This window comes from Bosea beijingensis, from assembly GCF_030758975.1.
Classification (GTDB): Bacteria; Pseudomonadota; Alphaproteobacteria; order Rhizobiales; family Beijerinckiaceae; genus Allobosea; species Allobosea beijingensis.
The window spans coordinates 555,211-573,727 of the sequence record NZ_CP132359.1; the positions used below are offsets into that span (position 1 = coordinate 555,211).

General features: G+C 67.5%; 19 protein-coding genes. 12 read left to right on the top strand and 7 right to left on the bottom strand.

Translation table 11 applies throughout. The features are described 5' to 3' along the window. The first annotated feature begins 2 nt into the window (after positions 1–2). Positions 3–1,211, top strand: a complete 1,209-nt coding sequence (gene tolA, locus Q9235_RS02785; RefSeq protein WP_306225274.1) for a cell envelope integrity protein TolA — start codon at positions 3–5, stop codon at positions 1,209–1,211. Between the two features lie 5 nt (positions 1,212–1,216). Then, the gene (gene tolB / locus Q9235_RS02790; RefSeq protein ID WP_306225275.1) at positions 1,217–2,554 is read left to right on the top strand and encodes a Tol-Pal system beta propeller repeat protein TolB; all 1,338 of its coding nucleotides are present in this window, start codon (positions 1,217–1,219) and stop codon (positions 2,552–2,554) included. An 82-nt stretch (positions 2,555–2,636) separates the two neighbouring features. On the opposite strand, the gene Q9235_RS02795 is transcribed toward tolB, so the two are convergent. The 4 genes from Q9235_RS02795 to Q9235_RS02810 form a co-directional block, all read right to left on the bottom strand. Continuing rightward, positions 2,637–3,437, bottom strand: a complete 801-nt coding sequence (locus Q9235_RS02795) for an aldolase (protein ID WP_306225276.1) — start codon at positions 3,435–3,437, stop codon at positions 2,637–2,639. A gap of 141 nt (positions 3,438–3,578) precedes the next feature. Next, positions 3,579–3,794 (bottom strand): hypothetical protein, encoded by a 216-nt coding sequence (locus Q9235_RS02800; RefSeq protein ID WP_306225277.1) that lies wholly within the window; start codon positions 3,792–3,794, stop codon positions 3,579–3,581. 218 nt (positions 3,795–4,012) lie between these two features. Then, entirely contained in the window at positions 4,013–4,432 is a 420-nt protein-coding gene (locus Q9235_RS02805) for an SRPBCC family protein (protein WP_306225278.1), read from the bottom strand. After that, positions 4,429–4,752, bottom strand: coding sequence for an ArsR/SmtB family transcription factor (locus tag Q9235_RS02810; protein WP_306225279.1), 324 nt, complete (start codon positions 4,750–4,752; stop codon positions 4,429–4,431). Before Q9235_RS02810 ends, Q9235_RS02805 begins: the two co-directional genes overlap by 4 nt. 344 nt (positions 4,753–5,096) lie before the next feature. Between Q9235_RS02810 and pal the strand changes: the two genes are divergently transcribed. Then, positions 5,097–5,618, top strand: coding sequence for a peptidoglycan-associated lipoprotein Pal (gene pal, locus Q9235_RS02815; protein ID WP_306225280.1), 522 nt, complete (start codon positions 5,097–5,099; stop codon positions 5,616–5,618). Between the two features lie 73 nt (positions 5,619–5,691). Here pal and Q9235_RS02820 read toward each other — a convergent pair whose 3' ends face one another. After that, positions 5,692–6,060, bottom strand: a complete 369-nt coding sequence (locus tag Q9235_RS02820) for a cell division protein ZapA (protein ID WP_306225281.1) — start codon at positions 6,058–6,060, stop codon at positions 5,692–5,694. 21 nt (positions 6,061–6,081) lie between these two features. After that, entirely contained in the window at positions 6,082–6,387 is a 306-nt protein-coding gene (locus Q9235_RS02825; RefSeq protein ID WP_306225282.1) for a DUF4164 family protein, read from the bottom strand. A 341-nt stretch (positions 6,388–6,728) separates the two neighbouring features. On the opposite strand from Q9235_RS02825, the gene tkt reads away from it, so the two are divergent. The 6 genes from tkt (at position 6,729) to fba (ending at position 13,402) form a co-directional block, all read left to right on the top strand. Further along, on the top strand, positions 6,729–8,726 hold the full coding sequence (gene tkt, locus Q9235_RS02830) for a transketolase (protein ID WP_306225283.1): 1,998 nt from the start codon (positions 6,729–6,731) through the stop codon (positions 8,724–8,726). 126 nt (positions 8,727–8,852) lie between these two features. Next, positions 8,853–9,863, top strand: a complete 1,011-nt coding sequence (gene gap, locus Q9235_RS02835; protein WP_306225284.1) for a type I glyceraldehyde-3-phosphate dehydrogenase — start codon at positions 8,853–8,855, stop codon at positions 9,861–9,863. 101 nt (positions 9,864–9,964) lie between these two features. Further along, complete coding sequence (locus tag Q9235_RS02840; RefSeq protein WP_306225285.1) at positions 9,965–10,405, top strand: hypothetical protein; 441 nt, start codon at positions 9,965–9,967, stop codon at positions 10,403–10,405. Further along, complete coding sequence (locus Q9235_RS02845) at positions 10,402–10,974, top strand: putative glycolipid-binding domain-containing protein (protein WP_306225286.1); 573 nt, start codon at positions 10,402–10,404, stop codon at positions 10,972–10,974. Before Q9235_RS02840 ends, Q9235_RS02845 begins: the two co-directional genes overlap by 4 nt. Before the next feature lie 9 nt (positions 10,975–10,983). Beyond that, the gene (locus Q9235_RS02850; protein ID WP_306225287.1) at positions 10,984–12,177 is read left to right on the top strand and encodes a phosphoglycerate kinase; all 1,194 of its coding nucleotides are present in this window, start codon (positions 10,984–10,986) and stop codon (positions 12,175–12,177) included. 142 nt (positions 12,178–12,319) lie between these two features. Next, positions 12,320–13,402: a class II fructose-bisphosphate aldolase gene (fba, locus tag Q9235_RS02855; protein WP_047577136.1), complete on the top strand. Its 1,083-nt coding sequence runs from the start codon at positions 12,320–12,322 to the stop codon at positions 13,400–13,402. 111 nt (positions 13,403–13,513) lie between these two features. Here fba and Q9235_RS02860 read toward each other — a convergent pair whose 3' ends face one another. Then, positions 13,514–15,514, bottom strand: coding sequence for a PhoX family protein (locus Q9235_RS02860; RefSeq protein WP_422678259.1), 2,001 nt, complete (start codon positions 15,512–15,514; stop codon positions 13,514–13,516). Between the two features lie 208 nt (positions 15,515–15,722). On the opposite strand from Q9235_RS02860, the gene Q9235_RS02865 reads away from it, so the two are divergent. From Q9235_RS02865 to Q9235_RS02875, 3 genes are read left to right on the top strand one after another with little or no spacing between them, the layout of a single operon-like run. Next, the gene (locus tag Q9235_RS02865; protein WP_306225288.1) at positions 15,723–16,877 is read left to right on the top strand and encodes a benzoate/H(+) symporter BenE family transporter; all 1,155 of its coding nucleotides are present in this window, start codon (positions 15,723–15,725) and stop codon (positions 16,875–16,877) included. Further along, the gene (locus Q9235_RS02870; protein WP_306225289.1) at positions 16,874–17,527 is read left to right on the top strand and encodes a thiamine phosphate synthase; all 654 of its coding nucleotides are present in this window, start codon (positions 16,874–16,876) and stop codon (positions 17,525–17,527) included. The genes Q9235_RS02865 and Q9235_RS02870 overlap by 4 nt, the downstream gene beginning before the upstream one ends. Next, positions 17,524–18,441, top strand: a complete 918-nt coding sequence (locus Q9235_RS02875; RefSeq protein WP_306225290.1) for a tetratricopeptide repeat protein — start codon at positions 17,524–17,526, stop codon at positions 18,439–18,441. Before Q9235_RS02870 ends, Q9235_RS02875 begins: the two co-directional genes overlap by 4 nt. The last annotated feature ends 76 nt before the right edge of the window (positions 18,442–18,517 follow it).

The window sequence follows — 18,517 nt, forward strand, 5'->3', positions numbered from 1 at the left end:
GCGTGAAGCTTTCGACCTCCGAACCTGGCATGCTGGTGTCGGCGCTCGGCCACGCGACGTTCCTCGTCGCGGGGCTGCTGGCGTTCTCGTCGCCTGCGCCGCTGCCGGAGAACGAAGAGGCGATCGCCGTCGAGGTGATCGATCCCAGCGCGCTGAACCAGGTGACGCGCGGCGAGCGCAGCGCCGAGAAGGTCCAGGCCCAGCCGACGCCCCGCGCCGAGCGCCAGTCCGAAAGGGTCGAGCGCAAGGAGGCCGGCGAAGCCAAGGCCGATGCGCCGGCCCCGCCCTCGCGCCCGCCGGAATTGAAGACCGCCGAGAACAACGCCACGACGCCTCCGCCGCCGGCCCGCCCGGTCGAGCCGCCCAAGCCCGAGGCCAAGCAGCCCGAGCCCGCCAAGCAGCCGCCGCAGAAGAGCGAGGCCGCCGCCGCGCGCGAGGCCGAGCAGAAGCGCGAGGAACAGGCGCGCCTTCAGGAAGAGGCCGAACTCGCCTCCAAGGCGAAGCAGGCCGAGGAGGAGGCGAAGGCTGCCGCCAAGGCAAAGGCGGAAGCCGACGCTCAGGCCGCCAAGCGTGCCGCCGATGCCAAGGCCAAGGCCGAGGCGCTCGCCAAGGCGGAAGCCGAGAAGGCGGCCAAGGAAAAGGCGGAAGCTGCCGCCAAGGCGAAGGCAGAGGCCGAGCAGAAGGCCAAGCTCGCTGCCGAGGCGAAGGCCAAGCAGGAAGCCGAGGCCAAGGCGAAGAAGGAGGCGGAGATCGCCAAGAACTTCAACGCCAACGATATCGCCAAGCTGCTCCAGTCGAAGGAGAAGGCGCAGTCGTCCGGCTCTTCGGCGCCGCAGGTCAACCGTACGGCCTCGCTCGGCACCGAGCGCGGTTCCTCGCAGAAGCTCAGCCCCTCGCTCCGGTCCCAGCTCATCGGCATCATTCAGGAGCAGCTCCTGAAGTGCTGGAACGTGCCGATCGCGCTCGCCAACGCCCAGGGCAGCAGCAATGTCGTGCCCTCCGTGCGGATGAAACTGAACACCGACGGCTCGCTCATCGGCCAGCCCGGCGTGATCAATTCGTCCTCGGACCCGCTGTTCAGGGTCGCCGCCGATTCGGCGCTGACCGCCACCCGCCGCTGCGCGCCCTTGCGCATTCCGGCTCAATTCGCCTCCTATTACGACGACTGGCGTGATGTCGTCGTCAATTTCGACGCCAGGGACGTTATGTGACCCCGATGATCGACCATACTCCCCTCCCCTTCCTCGCGGCCGCGCCGACGCGCCGCCGCCTCCTCGCCACAGCCGGCGCGGCGCTGCTCGTGCCCGCCGCAGCAAAGGCCGAGCTCGTCATCAACCTGACGGGCGGCGCCTTCCAGCCGATGCCGATCGCCATTGCCGATTTCGGCGGCGAAGGCGGCGTGCTCGTCTCCGGCGTCATCACCAACAACCTGAAGCGCTGCGGCTATTTCACGCCGATCGACAAGGGCCGCTTCCCGGAGGCGAACCCACCCTTCGACGCCGCCCCGCGCTTCGACGCCTGGAAGGCTGCGGGCGTGCAGGCCCTCGTCACCGGCCGCGTCGCGCGCGAGGCCGGCCGCATCCGCGCCGAGTTCCGGCTCTGGGACGTCGCGACCGGCACCCAGACCGACGGCCAGCAGTATTTCACCGACCCGAGCAATGCCCGCCGCGTCGGCCATATCATCTCGGACGCGATCTTCTCGAAGGTCACCGGGCTCGGCGGCTTCTTCGACACCCGCGTCGTCTTCGTAGACGAATCCGGGCCGAAGGAGACGCGCCGCAAGCGCCTCGCCATCATGGACCAGGACGGCGCCAATGTGCGCTACCTCACCAATGGCGACACCTCGGTGGTGACGCCGCGCTATTCGCCGGTCTCGCAGGACGTCACCTTCATGACCCAGCGCCAGGGCGAGCAGCCGCGCGTGCAGGTCCTGAACATCGAAACCGGCCAGCGCCAGATCGTCGGCAACTTCCCCGACATGAGCTCGAGCCCGCGCTTTGCGCCGAACGGCCAGCGCGTCGTGCTCTCGCTCCAGCAGGGCGGCAACGCCAATCTCTACGCCATCGATATCGGCTCGCGCTCGACCACGCGCCTGACCTCGACGGCGGCGATCGACACCTCGCCTTCCTATGCGCCGGACGGCTCGCGCATCGTCTTCGAAAGCGATCGCGGTGGCCAGCAGCAGCTTTATGTGATGGGCGCCGGCGGTGGCGAGGGCCAGCGCATCTCCTTCGGCCAGGGCCGCTATTCGCAGCCTTCCTGGTCGCCGCGCGGCGACCTCATCGCCTTCACCCGCCAGGGCGGCGGCGGCTTCGCCATCGGCGTGATGCGGCCGGACGGCTCCGGCGAGCGCATCCTGACCGAGGGCTTCCACAACGAAGCCCCGAACTGGGCGCCGAACGGCCAGTACATCATGTTCTTCCGCGATCCGGGCGGCCAGTCCGGCGGCAAGCTCTATATGGTCGACATCACCGGCCGCGTCGAAGTACCCGTGCCGACCCCGGCCTTCGCCTCCGACCCGACCTGGTCGCCCTTGCTGAGCGGCCAGCGCTGAAGCGCAGGCGGTCTTCAGCCTCATCCTCTATGAAAGCCGCCCGACCATCTCGGGCGGCTTTTGCGTTTCGTGACCGATCAACTCAGTCGCGATAGACCGGCTCCTCGGCGTCGAGCTGACGCCGGATCGACGCCAGATGCAGCCGAGCCGATTCCGGATCGCCCTCACGCATCTGGCGATAGGCCGCTTCCGCGATCTCCGGCTTCACCGCTCTGACCTCACGACCCGTCGCGAGCGCCAGCGCCTGCACCTCGCAGGCCCGCTCCAGATAGTAGAGATCATCCCAGGCCTCTGCGATATTCGGCCCGAGCACCATGACGCCGTGATGCTTCATGAAAACGATGTCGGCATCGCCGACCGCCGCCGCGATGCGGTCGCCCTCGCGCTCGTCCAGCGCCAGCCCGTTATAGTCGCGATCGACGGCGGTGCGGCCGTAGAACTTGAGCGCGGTCTGCCCGGCGAAGATCAGCGGATCGCCCTCAGTCATCGAGAGCGCCGTCGCATAAGGCATATGCGTATGGAAGGCGACCTTGGCCCGCGGGACGTTCTTGTGGATGCGGGCATGGATGTAGAAGGCCGTCGCCTCCGGCTGCCCCTCGCCCGAGACGACATTGCCGTGGAAGTCGCAGATCAGCAGCTTCGACGCCGTCAGCTCCCGGAAGGCCCAGCCATAGGGGTTGACGATGAAGAGGTCGTCATAGCCCGGCACCAGCGCCGAGAAATGGTTGCAGATGCCCTCCTCGAAGCCATAACGCGCAGCCATCCGGAAGGTCGCGGCGAGATCCCGGCGCGCTTCCCAGACGATGTCGGAATCGAGATCGGGCTGGTTCGGGCCACGAAGGGGCGTCACGCTCGCGGCGCCGGACTTGAGGGAATGAGCCATCGCGATCTCCGGTCGGGACAGGAAGACGGGCCGAGGCAGGCCTGATCCCCTAACGATAGACCGGAGAGCGCGAAAGTTGCGCTGCAATTCTGCGCCCCGTTTGCGCAATTTTTTCGCGCTGCGCCGAAGCTGGGCTCGCCGTCAGGCCTCGCGCCGGCTGCGCCATCTCACGGCGTAAGGCAGGATGAACATGTAGAGCCCGCTGAACAGCAGCAGGAAGAGTGGCAGCAGCGGCGAATAGACGATCCAGGCCGGCGGCTCACCACGCGCCATCGCGGCGAAATTTGCGAGAACGGTCGCGGTGAAGATGATCGAGAGCCAGCGATGGCCCTGCCGGATTGCGGCGTTCCAGGTCAAGCAGACCTCCTTTGATCAGGGGATGAGAAGTGCCGCCCCTTAGGGCAACACCCTTGTCATTCCGGGGCTTCGCGCAGCGAAGAAACCGGAACCCACGACTGGGTACTCCGCTTGCAATCCGGCATGGAAAGTGCTCACCCAGTCGTGGGTTCCGGGTTCGCGCCTATGGCGCGCCCCGGAATGACAAGGGTGGTTCTGACCGGAAGCGACCCCACGCCTCAGTCGGCGCGCGCCGCGACCTCTTCCAGCTTGCCGAAGAACTGCTGCCAGCCCGCCTTGGCGCCGCCGAAGGCCTGCTTCTGCTCCGGCCGGAATCCGACCTGCTCCATGCGCAGATGCGTGCCCTTCACTGAGGGAGTGAGCGTGAAGGTCACCACGCTCTTGAGGGCATAGGCCGGGTCGTCATGCGCGAAGTCCCAGCTATAGGAAAGAGACCGGTTCGGCTCGACCGTCAGCACCTCGCAATCGAGCACGCCGCCCCAGTCGCCACGCAGATTGAAGCGGTGGCCGACGCTCGGCACGAAATCGTTCTTCATCAGCCATTCGGCGATCAGGTGCGGCTGCGTCAGCGCGCGCCAGAGCTTTTCCGGCGGATGGGGCATCTCGCGCTCGACGACGACGGAGCGGGTTTCAGTCATTGGTCCATCCTCTTGAGCAGGTCTTCGAGATCGTCGAACCGGCTTTCCCAGTATCCGGCCATGCGGTTCGTCCAGTCGGCGAGAGGTGCGAGCGCCGCGAGTTGCGCGCTGTAATGCGTCTGGCGGCCCTGATGGCGGTCCCGCACCAGCCCCGCCTGCTTCAGCACGGCCAGATGCTTCGAGACCGCCGGCTGCGACACGCCGGCCTGCGCCGTCAGCGCCACGACCGTCTGCTCGCCCTGGCTGCACAGGCGTTCAAAAATCCCCCGCCGCGTCGGATCGGCCAGCGTCTTGAAGAGCAGGTCATATGTGTCGGGCATCGATAATCCATAACCAATTGGCTATGAATAAACCCATAACCATTCAGCTATGAATTCGTCAAGCCGGAAAGCCCGGGCGAGAGGCTCGCCGCATCGGATCGCAGGCGCGTCAAGCGGGGGCGGCGACGCATTTCCGCCCTAAGTCCCGGCTATTTCTGTGCTCACGGCGCAACAGCCGGCGCAGCAAACGCCTTTCGCCATAATTGGTTAACCATAAGCCGCAATGCCGCCACTTCGCCCTGATTTGGCAAGGTCTCGTTTAGGTTGACGGTTCATTGATGAGGCATCGCGACGCCCCGTCGAAGCGCGTCGCCACATGAATTCGATTGCCCCGGAGTCCAGCCATGTTGACCACTCTCGTTCCCGGCGGCCGTGCCGTCCGTTTCGCTGCCGCCATCGCTGCCACGCTCGCGCTCGGCGCCTGCGCCAAGGATCAGAACGCCGACGGTTCCGGCTCGGGCTTCGGTGCCGGCGGCGCCGCCACTCCGGGCAGCGCGCAGGACTTCGTCGTCAATGTCGGCGACCGCGTCTTCTTCGAGACCGATTCGACCGATCTGACCTCGACCGCGACTTCTACTCTCGACAAGCAGGCGAGCTGGCTGCAGCGCTATCCGCGCTACACCTTCACCGTCGAAGGCCATGCCGACGAGCGCGGCACCCGCGAGTACAACTACTCGCTCGGCGCCCGCCGCGGCCAGACCGTGCGCGACTATCTCGCCTCGCGCGGCATCGCTGCCAACCGCATGCGCACCATCTCCTACGGCAAGGAGCGCCCGGTCGCGGTCTGCAACGACATCTCGTGCTGGTCGCAGAACCGCCGCTCGGTCACGGTGCTGGACGGCGCCAGCGGCGCCCCTGGCGTCTGATCCGGTCACAGAGACAAACAAGAAGGCCCCGGATGGCGACATCCGGGGCCTTTTTCATGCCTGGATAAAGCGCTTATCCCACCGCGGACGGGATCAGGCTCCGCGCCACGCCCTCGATCCGCTCGGCCGCCGCGACCAGCGCTTCCGCCGCCCGGTCCTCGACCTCGCTGAGGCGCTCGTCGGCGGCGCCGGCATTGCCCTGCGTCGCCGCGAGGTCGGCTTCGAGCTTCGCCAATCGCTGCTTCAGTTCATGGACCTCGTCCGCCACCATCAGCGCCGCCATGACATGCAGGCGCATGTCGCCGATCTCGCCGAAGGCCTGCCGCATCTCGCCGATCTTCTCGTCATAGAACCGGGCGAGCCCTTCGAGATGGCCCTCCTCGCCCTCCCCGCAGGCCATGCGGTAGGCCTTCCCGGAGATCATGACGTTGACTTGCGGCATTCGGTCTCCAGTTCTTGGTTCTTAGTCCGCCTCGGGCTGCGGCGGCTGCTGCGCCTCGACCCGCGCGATCACGGCACCGACGACGTTCATCGCCCGCTCCAGCCGCTGGTCGACATCGGCGGCGGCGGTCTCGACCTGCCCGAGGCGCGACATTGCGCCATCGAGCTCGGCGGCCAGCCGCGCCCGGTCGTCCTGCATCAGGGCGAGTTCGGTTTCGAGGTTGCCACGTCCACGTTCAGCCTCGACCCGCCGCCGCGCTGCCGCCTCCAATTGCCCCAGCGCCGTATCGAGGCGCGCCAGCGCATTGTCCAGCATCAGGCTCGCCACCGTCGCTCTCCTTTCAGATCGAAGCCGGCTCACACGATTCGTGCCCCAATTTACAGCAAAGCGCCGGAAAACAGGAATCGCTCTCGCGGCCTTGTAAACACGTCCGTGCAACGGCTTGCGGGGCGGGGCTGAGGCGCCATCTGCGGAAAACCGCGCGAAAGCGGGGCCTGCGACCCCGAAAGCAGGGTTTGGCGAATTGACTCGCAGGGAGGGCCGGGCCTAATCCACCCCGTCCTTTCCAAGCCTGCCGCAAGCGGCGGCGAACTGCTTTCCCCCTCGCCGGCCCGCTGTCGCGCAGGCCGGCCCGGTCCTCCCGCCCGACGGAGCCCTGTGAGACCATCATGACCAGCATCGACCGCGCCCAGCACGACAAGCTCGCCAACGCCATCCGCGGCCTGGCGATGGATGGCGTCGAGAAGGCCAAGTCCGGCCATCCCGGCCTGCCGATGGGCGCTGCCGACGTTGCCGCCGTGCTGTTTACCCGCGTGATGAAGTACGACGCAGCCGATCCGCGCTGGCCGGACCGCGACCGCTTCGTGCTCTCCGCCGGCCACGGCTCGATGCTGCTCTACGCCCTGCTGTACCTCACCGGCGCGCCCGGCATGCAGCTCGACGACCTCAAGGCTTTCCGCCAGCTCGAGTCGAAGACCCCCGGTCATCCCGAGAACTTCATGACCTCGGGCGTCGAGACCACCACCGGCCCGCTCGGCCAGGGTCTGGCCACCGCCGTCGGCATGGCGATGGCCGAGCGCATGCTCGCCGCCGAGTTCGGCAAGAAGGTCGTCGACCACCACACCTATGTGCTGGCATCCGACGGCGACCTGATGGAAGGCATCAGCCAGGAGGCGATCGCGCTCGCCGGCCACCAGAAGCTGGGCAAGCTGATCGTGCTCTGGGACGATAACGGCATCTCGATCGACGGCCCGCTCTCGATCACCGACAATGTCGACCAGGTCGCGCGCTTCAAGGCCTGCGGCTGGCGCTCCGAGCGCATCGACGGCCATGATCCCGAGGCGATCGAGGCCGCGATCAACCGCGCCCGGAAGTCGAACAAGCCGACCATGATCGCGTGCAAGACCGTGATCGGCTTCGGCGCCCCGAAGAAGGCCGGCACCTCCAAGGCCCATGGCGAGCCGCTCGGCGCCGAGGAGCTCGCCGCGGCCAAGCAGAAGCTCGGCATCACCGGCGGCGCCTTCGAGGTCGCGGCCGACGTGCTCAAGGCCTGGCGCGCTGCCGGTGCCGCCGGCGCTGCCGCCCACAAGGACTGGAGCGAGCGCTTCGCCACCCTCTCCGAGCGGAAGCGCGGCGAGTTCGACCGCCGCCTCGCCCACACCGTCCCGGCCAAGCTCGACAAGGCGATCCTCGCCCACAAGAAGGCGCTGATCGCCGCCCCGCAGGCTGTCGCGACCCGCAAGGCCTCGGAGCTGGCACTGGAAGCCATCACCCCGATCATGCCGGAGCTGGTGATGGGCTCGGCCGACCTGACCCCGTCGAACAACACCCGCACCAAGGCTGCCGAGGACTTCACCCCGAAGACCCCGAAGGGCCGCTATGTCCGCTACGGCATCCGCGAGCACGGCATGGCCGCCGCGATGAACGGCATCACGCTGCATGGCGGCTTCCGCACCGGCGGCGGCACCTTCCTGGTCTTCGCCGACTATGCCCGCCCCTCGATGCGTCTTGCCGCCCTGATGGGCCTGCCGGTCGTCTATGTCATGACCCATGACTCGATCGGCCTCGGCGAGGACGGCCCGACCCACCAGCCGGTCGAGCAGGTCGCCTCGCTGCGCGCCATGCCGAACATGCGCGTCTTCCGCCCGGCCGACACGATCGAGACCGCGGAAGCCTGGCAGGCCGCGCTGGAGCGCACCGATGGCCCGACGGTTCTCGCCCTCTCGCGCCAGAACCTGCCGCAGCTCCGCACCGATGCCACCGCGAAGAACCGCTCGGCGGCCGGTGCCTACGAGCTCCTCGCGGCCGAAGGCGGCAAGGCACAGGTCTCGCTCTTCGCCTCGGGCTCCGAGGTCGAGCTTGCCGTCGCTGCGCGCAAGCTGCTCGCCGAGAAGGGCGTCCGCGCCCGCGTCGTCTCCGTGCCCTCGCTGGAGCTCCTGCTGGAGCAGGACGAGGCGGCGCAGGCCGCCATCATCGGCTCGGCTCCGATCAAGATCGCGGTCGAGGCCGGCGTGCGCTTCGGCTGGGATGCCGTGATCGGCCATGACGGCACCTTCATCGGCATGAACTCCTTCGGCGCCAGCGGCCCCTACAAGGAGGTCTACAAGCATTTCGGCATCACGGCGGAGGCCATCGCCGACGCCGCGATGAAGAAGCACAACGCCTGAGCGCCTGTTTGCCGCAGGCAGGGCTGATTTTCCCGAAAGACATCTTGCGTTCGGCCATTCTTTGGCCGAATTGCCCGCGTGGATAGCGACGGCTTACGCCGGACGCTCGGCTAAGGAGAGGAAGACATGACGGTCAAGGTGGCGATCAACGGCTTCGGCCGCATCGGGCGCAACGTTCTGCGCGCGATCATCGAATCGAAGCGCAAGGATATCGAGGTCGTGGCGATCAACGATCTCGGCCCGGTCGAGACCAACGCCCATCTCTTCCGCTTCGACTCCGTCCATGGCCGCTTCCCCGGCACGGTGACCGTCTCCGGCGACACGATCGATGTCGGCCGGGGCCCGATCAAGGTCACCGCGATCCGCGATCCCAAGGACCTGCCGCACAAGGCGCTCGGCGTCGACATCGCCTTCGAGTGTACCGGCATCTTCACCACCCGCGACAAGGCCGCCGCCCACCTTGCGGCCGGCGCCAAGCGCGTGCTGGTCTCCGCCCCCTGCGACGGCGCCGACCTCACCGTCGTCTACGGCGTCAACCATCACGAGCTGACCAAGGACCACGTCGTCGTCTCGAACGCCTCCTGCACCACGAACTGCCTCGCGCCGGTCGTGCGCGTGCTCCATGACAGCGTGGGCATCGACAAGGGCTTCATGACCACGATCCATGCCTATACCGGCGACCAGCCGACGCTGGACACGATGCACAAGGATCTCTATCGCGGCCGCGCCGCTGCGCTCTCGATGATCCCGACCTCGACCGGCGCCGCCAAGGCGATCGGCCTGGTCATCCCGGACCTGAAGGGCCGTCTCGACGGCACCTCGATCCGCGTTCCCACCCCGAACGTCTCGGTCGTCGACTTCAAGTTCATCTCGAAGCGCAAGACCACGGTCGAGAAGGTCAACGAGGCCATCATCAAGGCGTCGAAGCGCGGCCCGCTCAAGGGCATCCTCGCCGTCACCGACCAGCCCAACGTCTCGATCGACTTCAACCACGATCCGGCGTCCTCGACCTTCGCCCTCGACCAGACCAAGGTCATGGACGACAAGTTCGTGCGCGTGCTGTCCTGGTACGACAACGAGTGGGGCTTCTCGAACCGCATGAGCGACACCGCCGTCGCCATGGGCGCCCTGCTCTGAGCCACCACCTTTCTGCCCTTCTCTGAGGGCATGACACATCAATGCGAGGCCGCGCTGCCAAAGCCCGGCCTCGCCCGACACCTCCCAGCTACGGAGCGCCTATGGCCAAGATCGAGCCGACCGTCGTGACCCCGGCGAACACCGAGCCGCCCGTCGCCTTCAGCCCAACGATCGTGGCAACGGCGCCCGCTGCCGAGGCCCCCGCGCCCGCGACCGAGCCGCGCAAGCTCGACCAGCTCTCCCGCATCGAGGAGAAGGCGGCGCGCATCGAGGAGAAATTCGCCCGCTACGAGGCCGTCCTGACCCGCGCCGAAGCTTCGCTGGAGCGCAGCGCCCACAAGGTCGATGCCGCCGCCGGCACCATGGACTTCGCTTCGATCCGCGGCGAGATCACCGCCTTGCGCAACCGCGTCGATGCGACGCCGCGCTCCGGTACGCTGTTCATGACTGCGATCGTCACGGCCGTGCTGACCGTCATTCTCACCATCCTCGTGCTGAAATTCGGCGTCCCCGGCCTGTTCGGAGGCCTGCTCGCCCGATGAGCTTTCGGGACGTCGCCCTCCTTGCCGTGCCGCGCAGCTTGCGCTGGCGGCCGGTCGAGGGCGTCGGACTGGAGCATCTGACGCTCGCGACCACGCAAGCCGGAATCCGCGCCGAGGCCGTCGTCATCGGCGAGCGCGGCGAGCCGCCCTATGGCGTCTCTTACCGCATCGACTGCACCGCGGATTTCACGGTCACCAGCTTCGCAATCGCGACGACAGATGGCCGCCGCCTCGCGATGGAGCGCCGCGCCGGTCGCTGGCATGACGCTGCCGGCACGGCGCTGCCCGCCTTCGACGACTGCACCGACATCGACCTGCAGGGCTCGCCCTTCACCAACACCCTGCCGATCCGGCGGGAGCGCTGGGAAATCGGCCAGAGCCGCACGTTCACGATGCTCTACATCCCCTTCGACGATTTCGTCCCGACCATCGACCGGCAGACCTATACCTGCCTCGCCCCGCGCCTGTTCCGCTACCAGGCGGCCGATGGCAGCTTCGAGGCTGAATTGCCTGTCGACGAGGACGGCCTCGTCGTCGATTATCCCAGCCTGTTCGAACGCATCCGATAAGAGAGCCCGATGACTGCCTTCCGCACCCTCGACGACGCCGATCTCGCCGGAAAGCGCGTGCTTGTCCGCGTCGACCTCAACGTTCCCATGGAAGACGGCAAGGTCAGCGACACCACCCGCATCGACCGCATCCTGCCGACGATCCGCGAGATCGCCGACAAGGGCGGCAAGGTCGTGCTGCTCGCGCATTTCGGCCGCCCGAAGGGCCGCGACGACAAGAACAGCCTGCGCCAGGTCGTGCCGGCGCTGACCGAAGCGCTCGGCCGCCCCGTCACCTTCGTCGAGGATTGCATCGGCGACGATGTCGCCAAGGCGCTGAGCGCCGCGAAGAACGGCGACGTCCTGCTGCTGGAGAACACCCGCTTCCACGCCGGCGACGAGAAGAACGACGCGGAGTTCGTGAAGGCGCTCGCCGCCAACGGCGATCTCTATGTCAACGATGCCTTCTCGGCTGCGCACCGGGCGCACGCCTCGACCGAAGGCCTAGCCCATGTCCTGCCGGCCTATGCCGGGCGCACCATGCAGGCCGAGCTCGAAGCTCTCTCCGCCGGCCTCGACAACCCGGCCCGTCCGGTCATGGCGATCGTCGGCGGCGCCAAGGTCTCGACCAAGCTCGAGCTGCTCGGCAACCTCGTGAAGAAGGTCGACGTGCTTGCCATCGGCGGCGGCATGGCCAACACCTTCCTCGCCGCGCGCGGCGTCGATGTCGGCAAGTCGCTTTGCGAGCACGACCTCGTCGGCACCGCCCGCGAGATCGAGGAGAAAGCCAAGGCCGCCGGCTGCGAGATCCTGTTGCCGGTCGATGCGCTTGTGGCCCGCGAATTCAAGGCCCATCCGAGCTACCGCGTCGTGCCGGTCGGCGGCGTCGAAGCCGACGAGATGATCCTCGACGCCGGCCCGCTCTCGATCGCCGAAGTCATCATGCGGCTGGAGAAGGTCAAGACACTGGTCTGGAACGGCCCCTTCGGCGCCTTCGAACTGCCGCCCTTCGACACCGCGACGGTCGCCGTTGCCAAGGCCGCAGCCAGGCGCGTCCAGGCAGGTGAGCTCGTTGCGGTCGCCGGCGGCGGCGACACCGTCGCGGCCATGAATCATGCCGGCGTGGCCGAGGACCTCTCCTATGTCTCGACGGCGGGCGGCGCCTTCCTCGAATGGATGGAAGGCAAGGCCCTGCCCGGCGTCGAGGCGCTCAGGAAGGCCTGATCCTCGACAGGGCGCCCCCGTCACCCGCTTCGACACGGGGCGGCCGCTCGCATTTTAAGGTTTTCGCCGGTTTCGCTTTGCGCGGCCGGCGCCGACGCACTAAATCCACCCTCAGACCGATAAACCAAAGGGGAGTGCCATCGTGGCCCGTATCACGCTTCGCCAGTTGCTCGATCATGCCGCCGAGAACGACTACGGCGTGCCCGCCTTCAACATCAACAACATGGAGCAGGCGCTGGCGATCATGGCGGCGGCGGATGCGACCGACGCGCCGGTGATCATCCAGGCCTCGCGCGGCGCCCGCTCCTACGCCAACGACATCATGCTCAAGCACATGATGGACGCCGTCACCGAGATCTATCCGCATATCCCGGTCTGCGTGCATCTCGACCACGGCAACGAGCCGGCGACCTGCATGACCGCGATCCAGGCCGGCTTCACCTCGGTGATGATGGACGGCTCGCTCAAGGCCGACGGCAAGACGCCGGGCGACTGGGACTACAATGTCGGCGTGACCAAGACCGTCACCGACATGGCCCATCTCGGCGGCATCTCGGTCGAGGGCGAGCTCGGCGTGCTCGGCTCGCTCGAATCCGGCGAGGGCGAGAAGGAGGACGGCCACGGCTTCGAGGGCAAGCTCAGCCACGACCAGCTCCTGACCAATCCCGACGAAGCGGTGAAGTTCGTCGCCGAGACCAAGGTCGACGCGCTCGCCATCGCCATGGGCACCTCGCACGGCGCCTACAAGTTCACCCGCAAGCCCGACGGCGCGATCCTCGCGATGCATGTCATCGAGGCGATCCACAAGCTGCTGCCGAACACGCATCTCGTCATGCACGGCTCGTCCAGCGTTCCGCAGGACCTCCAGGACGTCATCAACCAGTATGGCGGCAAGATGCCCCAGACCTGGGGCGTGCCGGTCGAGGAGATCCAGCGCGGCATCAAGCACGGCGTGCGCAAGATCAACATCGACACCGACAACCGCATGGCGATGACCGGCCAGATCCGCAAGATCCTGTCGGAGAACCCCGGCGAGTTCGATCCGCGCAAGTATCTGAAGCCCGCCATGGAAGCGATGACCAAGCTCTGCAAGCAGCGCCTTGAAGAGTTCAACACCGCCGGCCAGGCCTCGAAGATCAAGCGCGTCATCACCCTGGCCGAGATGGCCAAGCGCTACGCCAAGGGCGAGCTCGACCCGACCTTCGGAGCCAAGAAGGCGGCCTGACCTTCACTGCAAGTGAGCAGGCTTTCAAACGGAAACGCCCGGTCGCATCGACCGGGCGTTTTTGCTTTCGGGAGGTGGCCGGGTCGAACCCGGCCATGACGGCGAACCGCCTCAAACGCCGATCTTGCCGCCGCCCTTCTTGGTGATCGCCACCACGGACGGCCGCACCGGCATGTCCGGCTTGAAGTCCGGCCAGCGGGTCGACAGGTCCTCGTAATAGGAACGGCGGCCGAATTCCGGCCAGTCCGGGCCGTCGTCGCCGGGATGCTGCACGGCAACGAAAGCGGTGGTGTCGTCCGGCGTGAAGCAGGGGCCGCACATCTCCGCGCCATGCGGCACGCGATAGAACAGCTTCGAGGTCCGGCGCGCGCCGCCCTCGGTATCAACCGCCCAGAGCCCATCGGTGCGCCCTGTCACGTCGATACCGTTGCCATCGGTCGCGACCCAGAGCCGCCCGGCGGAATCGACCACGGCATTGTCGGGCATGCCGAACCAGCCGTTCTTCGTCGTATCGGTCGAGAAGCTCGCGCCGACCGCAGCGACGGAAGGGTCGCCGCATTTCAGCAGGATCTCCCAGCGCCCCTTGGTCGCCGTGTGGTCGCCATCGGCCTCGGCGATCTCGATGATATGGCCGAAGGCGTTCTTGGCGCGCGGATTGGCGGCATCAACCTCCCCATCCTTGCGGCTCGTATTGTTGGTCAGCATCACATAGACCTTGCCCGTCACCGGGTTCGGCGTGATGTCCTCGGGGCGATCCATCTTGGTCGCGCCGAGCAGATCGCCGGCGCGGCGCGCCTCGATCAGCACGTCCGCCTGGCTCTGGAAGCCGTTGACGGCCGTCAATGGCCCCTGCCCGAAAACCAATGGCAGCCATTCATGCGTACCGTCGGCAGCGAACTTGGCGACGTACAGCGTGCCGGCATCGAGCAGGTCGAGATTGGCCGCGCGGTTGTTCGGGTCGAAGCGGCCGGCTGTCACGAATTTGTAGACATAGTCGAAGCGCTCGTCGTCGCCGAGATAGACGGCCACGCGGCCATTGCTGGCGACGATCATGTCGGCGCCCTCGTGCTTGAAGCGGCCGAGCGCAGTCCGCTTCTTCGGCACCGAGTTTGGATCGAAGGGGTCGACCTCGATCACCCAGCCGAAGCGGTTGGCCTCGTTCGGCTCCTTGGCGAGGTCGAAACGCTCCTCGAAACGGCCCCAGGCATAGGGCGAGGACGGCACGGCGAGGCGCTTGTAGTTGGCTTCCTCGCGATGGCCTTCCGGCAGCTTGCCGGAGAAATAGCCGTGGAAATTCTCCTCGCCCGAGACGAAGGTGCCCCAGGGCGTCAGCGCGCCCGAGCAGTTGTTGAGCGTGCCCAGCACCTTGCGGCCCGTGGCATCGGCCTTGGTCTGCACGCGCTCATGGCCGGCGACCGGTCCAGAGAGCTGCATCTCGGTCGCCACGGTAACACGGCGATTGTACCTGGAATCCCTGACCAGCGCCCACTGGCTCCCGGTCTTGCGGATTTCCGCCACCGTCGCGCCATGCGCCATCGCCTCGATCGCGAAGCGGTCCGGCGTCGCGTTCTTCATGACCGGCTTGCCGTCCTTCATCTCGACGACGCCCGGGAACATCAGGTGCGGGTTGGTGTATTCGTGATTGACGAAGAGCAGCCCGTGCGCGGACGGGTCGGCGGCGCCCATCATCGGCACATAGCCGACGAAATCGTTATTGTAGCCGAACTGCTTGCTTTGGGCCTCGGCGCTCTGCTTCGCCGGGTCGAAGGCCGGCGCATCGGCCGTCAGCGGATCACCCCAGCGCAGCAGAACCTGCGCCTCGTAGCCATCAGCGACATGATGATCGGCATCGACGCCGACCTCGACCTCCTTGAAGGAGAAGGCGGATTTCGCGCCTTGCACCTGCGCCTCCGCGGCGGTTTCCAGCGCCAGCGTGCCGACCGTCGCCGAGATCGCCGAGACGGCCAGCGCGCCTTTCAGCAACCCACGCCGCGAGAAGCGCTGCGAAATCAATTCACCCATGGTCGGGTTTTCGGTCGGATTCCGCGGCTCGGCATCCTCATGCTCCAGCATGCTGGCGCCGAAAGTGGATTCGTATTCGTCATCGCGCATGGCCGGCCCCGGTCACTTCGGATTGGAATAATGCGCAGCTAGACTCAGGCTTTGACAGCCGCATGACACGTTCCTTCCATCGGCAGGCCATCTTCGGGCAAGCTCCGTACCCCAGAGTGGCTCCGGCCCTGCGTCCGCCACCCTTTCCGCGTCCCGCGTTTTCTGGTTCAACGCTGGCTTGCCTCCGTTCCAGCCGGCTACCCGCACCATGTCGATCGTCTTCTCTGCCCTGGTTGCGGTCTTCGTCGGCTTTGCCGCCTCCGTCGCCGTCATCCTGCAGGCCGCGCAGGCGCTGGGCGCCACGCCCGGCCAGACCATCTCCTGGATCGCGGCGCTCTGCCTCGCCACCGGCGCCTCCAGCCTCTTCCTGTCCTGGCGCTATCGCATGCCGATGATCTGCGCCTGGTCGACGCCCGGCGCGGCCTTGATCGCGGCGGTCACCGGCTTCGACATGGCTTCCGCCGTCGGCGCCTTCCTGGTCGCCGCCGTGCTGATGATGCTGACCGCCGCGTTCCGCCCCCTCGGCAGGCTGATCGAGCGTATCCCGATGCCGGTCGCGGCGGCGATGCTCGCCGGCGTCATCTTCCGCTTCGTCGTCGCCGTCTTCGACGAGATGCGGCTCTCGCCCGGCCTTGTCCTGCCGCTGCTGGCAGTCTTCCTCGTGGCGCGCTTGCTCAACCCGTTCCTCGGCGTCATCGCCGCGCTCGTCGCCGGCATCGCGATCAGCTTCGTCGGCGGCCTCGCCCATTGGCCTGCCGGAGCAATGACGCTGAGCGGCCTCGAATTCGTCACGCCACGCTTCGATATTCCGGCCATGCTCGGCATCGGCGTCCCGCTCTATCTCGTCACCATGGCCGCCCAGAACCTGCCGGGCTTCGCCGTGCTGCGCGCCGCCGGCTACAATCCGCCGACCGCGCCCTCCCTGTTCGTCACGGGCCTGACATCGCTGCTCACCGCCCTCTTCGGCGCGCATATGACCAACATGGCTGCGATATCGGCCTCGATCTGCACGGGCAGCGACACTCACCCCGACCCGGCCCAGCGCTGGAAGGCGGGCGTGCTCTACGGATTCGCCTATTTCGTCGTCGCCGCCTGCACCGGCCTGCTGATCGCCCTCCTGCTGGCGCTGCCCAAGGCACTGATCGTCGCCGTGGCGGGCCTGGGGCTGATCGGCTCGCTCACCGGCGCGCTCGGACAGGCCATGGCCTCCGACAAGGAGCGCTTCGCTGCCGTCGTCACTTTCGCCGTCGCCGCCTCCAGCCTTTCGCTTTTCGGCATCGGCTCGGCCTTCTGGAGCCTCGTTGCCGGTCTTGCGGTCTTGACATTGGACTTCGCTGCGGGCCGTTTGCGCAGCAAATCATGACCACACAATCTTTCTCCACTCGCCTGATGCTCGTCACTCCTCCCGTCGCTGACGCGGAGGCCATGGCCTTTCGCCTGATGCAGGCCATGGCCGGCGGCGATGTCGCCGCCGTGCTGCTGCGCCTGACGCCCGGCGACGACCGCAGCAGGATCGAGCGCGTCAAGCGCCTCGCCGGCCCGGTCCAGGCCAACGGCGTTGCGCTCGTCGTCGAGGACAACGCGCTCGTCGCCGCGCGCGGCGGCGCCGATGGCGTCCATCTCACCGGCGGCCCGGCCGCGGTCGCCGAGGCGCGCTCCAGCCTGAAGAGCGAGCGCATCATCGGCATCGGCGGCCTGCGAGCCCGCCATGACGCCATGGATGCCGGCGAGGCCGGCGTCGATTACGTGATGTTCGGCGAGCCGCGCCCGGATGGCTCGCTGCCGCCGCTGGCGGCGGTGGTCGAGCGCGCCGGCTGGTGGGCCGAGATCTTCGAGACGCCCTGCGTCGCCTATGCGCCCGACGCCGAATCCATCCCGGCGCTGGTCGAGACCGGCGCTGAATTCGTCGCGCTCGGCGCCTGGGCCTTCGAGGAGGGCCAGGATATCCGCGCCCTGGTCGAGCAGGCCAATGCCGCCACCGCCGCCTGCGCGGCGCGGAAGGCGGCGCGATGAAACGGCTTGCCGGGCTCGTCCTGCTCGCCGGCGCCCTTCTCCTGGGTCCGGCCGAGGCAGCAGCCACGCCGGACGCCGCCTATGGCGCCTATCAGGCCGGGCATTATCGTCGTGCGCTGGCCGAGGCGCTGAAGCGCATCGAGGCCGACAGCAGCGACGCCGCTGCGATGACCCTCGTCGGCGAACTCTATCGCCAGGGCCTCGGCGTCCCGCCCGACCAGAAGGTCGCCACAGAATGGTACGAGCGCGCCGAGACGCGCGGCGACATCAATGCTGCCTTCGCATTGGCGACGCAGCTTCTCGACGAGAAGAGCGGCAAGCGCGATCCGGCCCGCGCCGGCGCCCTGCTGGAGAAGGCTGCCAAGGCAGGCCACCCCGCCGCCAACTATAATCTCGCCATCGCCCTGCTCGCGGCGAACCGGGAGGAAGACGACAAGCGCGCCGTCGCCTGCCTCGAGATCGCGGCGAAGGCCCAGGTCGGCGACGCGATGTACGCCCTCGGCGTTCTGGCCAAGCAGGGTCGCGGCATGCCGGCAAACGAGGAGGTCGCGGCCCGCTGGATGAAGCAGGCCTCCGCGGCCGGCAATGTGCCCGGCGAGGTCGAATACGCCATCATGCTGTTCAACGGCACCGGCGTGGACAAGAACGAGACCGCCGCTGCGAACCTGTTCCGCCGCGCCGCCTGGCAGGGCAACCCGATCGCCCAGAACCGGCTCGCCAAGCTCTATCAATTCGGGCTCGGCATCGCGCCTGATACGATCGAGGCGGCCGCCTGGCATCTCGCGGCCCGTTCGCAGGGCCTGAAGGATGCCGCGCTGGACGACCTGTTCGAGCGCCTCAAGCCCGAGCAGCAGGCCCGCGCCGCCCGCATGGCCGCCGGCCGGATCAGCAGCGCCGTCTTGACGGCGCCCTAAGACCCGCGCAAGTGACGGCTCACTAAATTCCTGCCGGGCGCAAGGCTTGCGCCGCTGGCTCATCGCGTCGTTCCGG

Excerpts from the sequence above, each read along its gene's own strand:
- tolB (WP_306225275.1), top strand. The coding sequence starts at position 1,217 with ATGATCGACCATACTCCCCTCCCCTTCCTCGCGGCCGCGCCGACGCGC.
- gap (WP_306225284.1), top strand. The coding sequence starts at position 8,853 with ATGACGGTCAAGGTGGCGATCAACGGCTTCGGCCGCATCGGGCGCAAC.
- Q9235_RS02805 (WP_306225278.1), bottom strand. The coding sequence starts at position 4,432 with ATGACTGAAACCCGCTCCGTCGTCGTCGAGCGCGAGATGCCCCATCCG.
- Q9235_RS02875 (WP_306225290.1), top strand. The coding sequence starts at position 17,524 with ATGAAACGGCTTGCCGGGCTCGTCCTGCTCGCCGGCGCCCTTCTCCTG.
- pal (WP_306225280.1), top strand. The coding sequence starts at position 5,097 with ATGTTGACCACTCTCGTTCCCGGCGGCCGTGCCGTCCGTTTCGCTGCC.
- Q9235_RS02850 (WP_306225287.1), top strand. The coding sequence starts at position 10,984 with ATGACTGCCTTCCGCACCCTCGACGACGCCGATCTCGCCGGAAAGCGC.
- Q9235_RS02845 (WP_306225286.1), top strand. The coding sequence starts at position 10,402 with ATGAGCTTTCGGGACGTCGCCCTCCTTGCCGTGCCGCGCAGCTTGCGC.
- Q9235_RS02810 (WP_306225279.1), bottom strand. The coding sequence starts at position 4,752 with ATGCCCGACACATATGACCTGCTCTTCAAGACGCTGGCCGATCCGACG.
- Q9235_RS02870 (WP_306225289.1), top strand. The coding sequence starts at position 16,874 with ATGACCACACAATCTTTCTCCACTCGCCTGATGCTCGTCACTCCTCCC.
- tkt (WP_306225283.1), top strand. The coding sequence starts at position 6,729 with ATGACCAGCATCGACCGCGCCCAGCACGACAAGCTCGCCAACGCCATC.
- Q9235_RS02795 (WP_306225276.1), bottom strand. The coding sequence starts at position 3,437 with ATGGCTCATTCCCTCAAGTCCGGCGCCGCGAGCGTGACGCCCCTTCGT.
- Q9235_RS02865 (WP_306225288.1), top strand. The coding sequence starts at position 15,723 with ATGTCGATCGTCTTCTCTGCCCTGGTTGCGGTCTTCGTCGGCTTTGCC.
- Q9235_RS02860 (WP_422678259.1), bottom strand. The coding sequence starts at position 15,514 with ATGCGCGATGACGAATACGAATCCACTTTCGGCGCCAGCATGCTGGAG.
- Q9235_RS02840 (WP_306225285.1), top strand. The coding sequence starts at position 9,965 with ATGGCCAAGATCGAGCCGACCGTCGTGACCCCGGCGAACACCGAGCCG.
- Q9235_RS02820 (WP_306225281.1), bottom strand. The coding sequence starts at position 6,060 with ATGCCGCAAGTCAACGTCATGATCTCCGGGAAGGCCTACCGCATGGCC.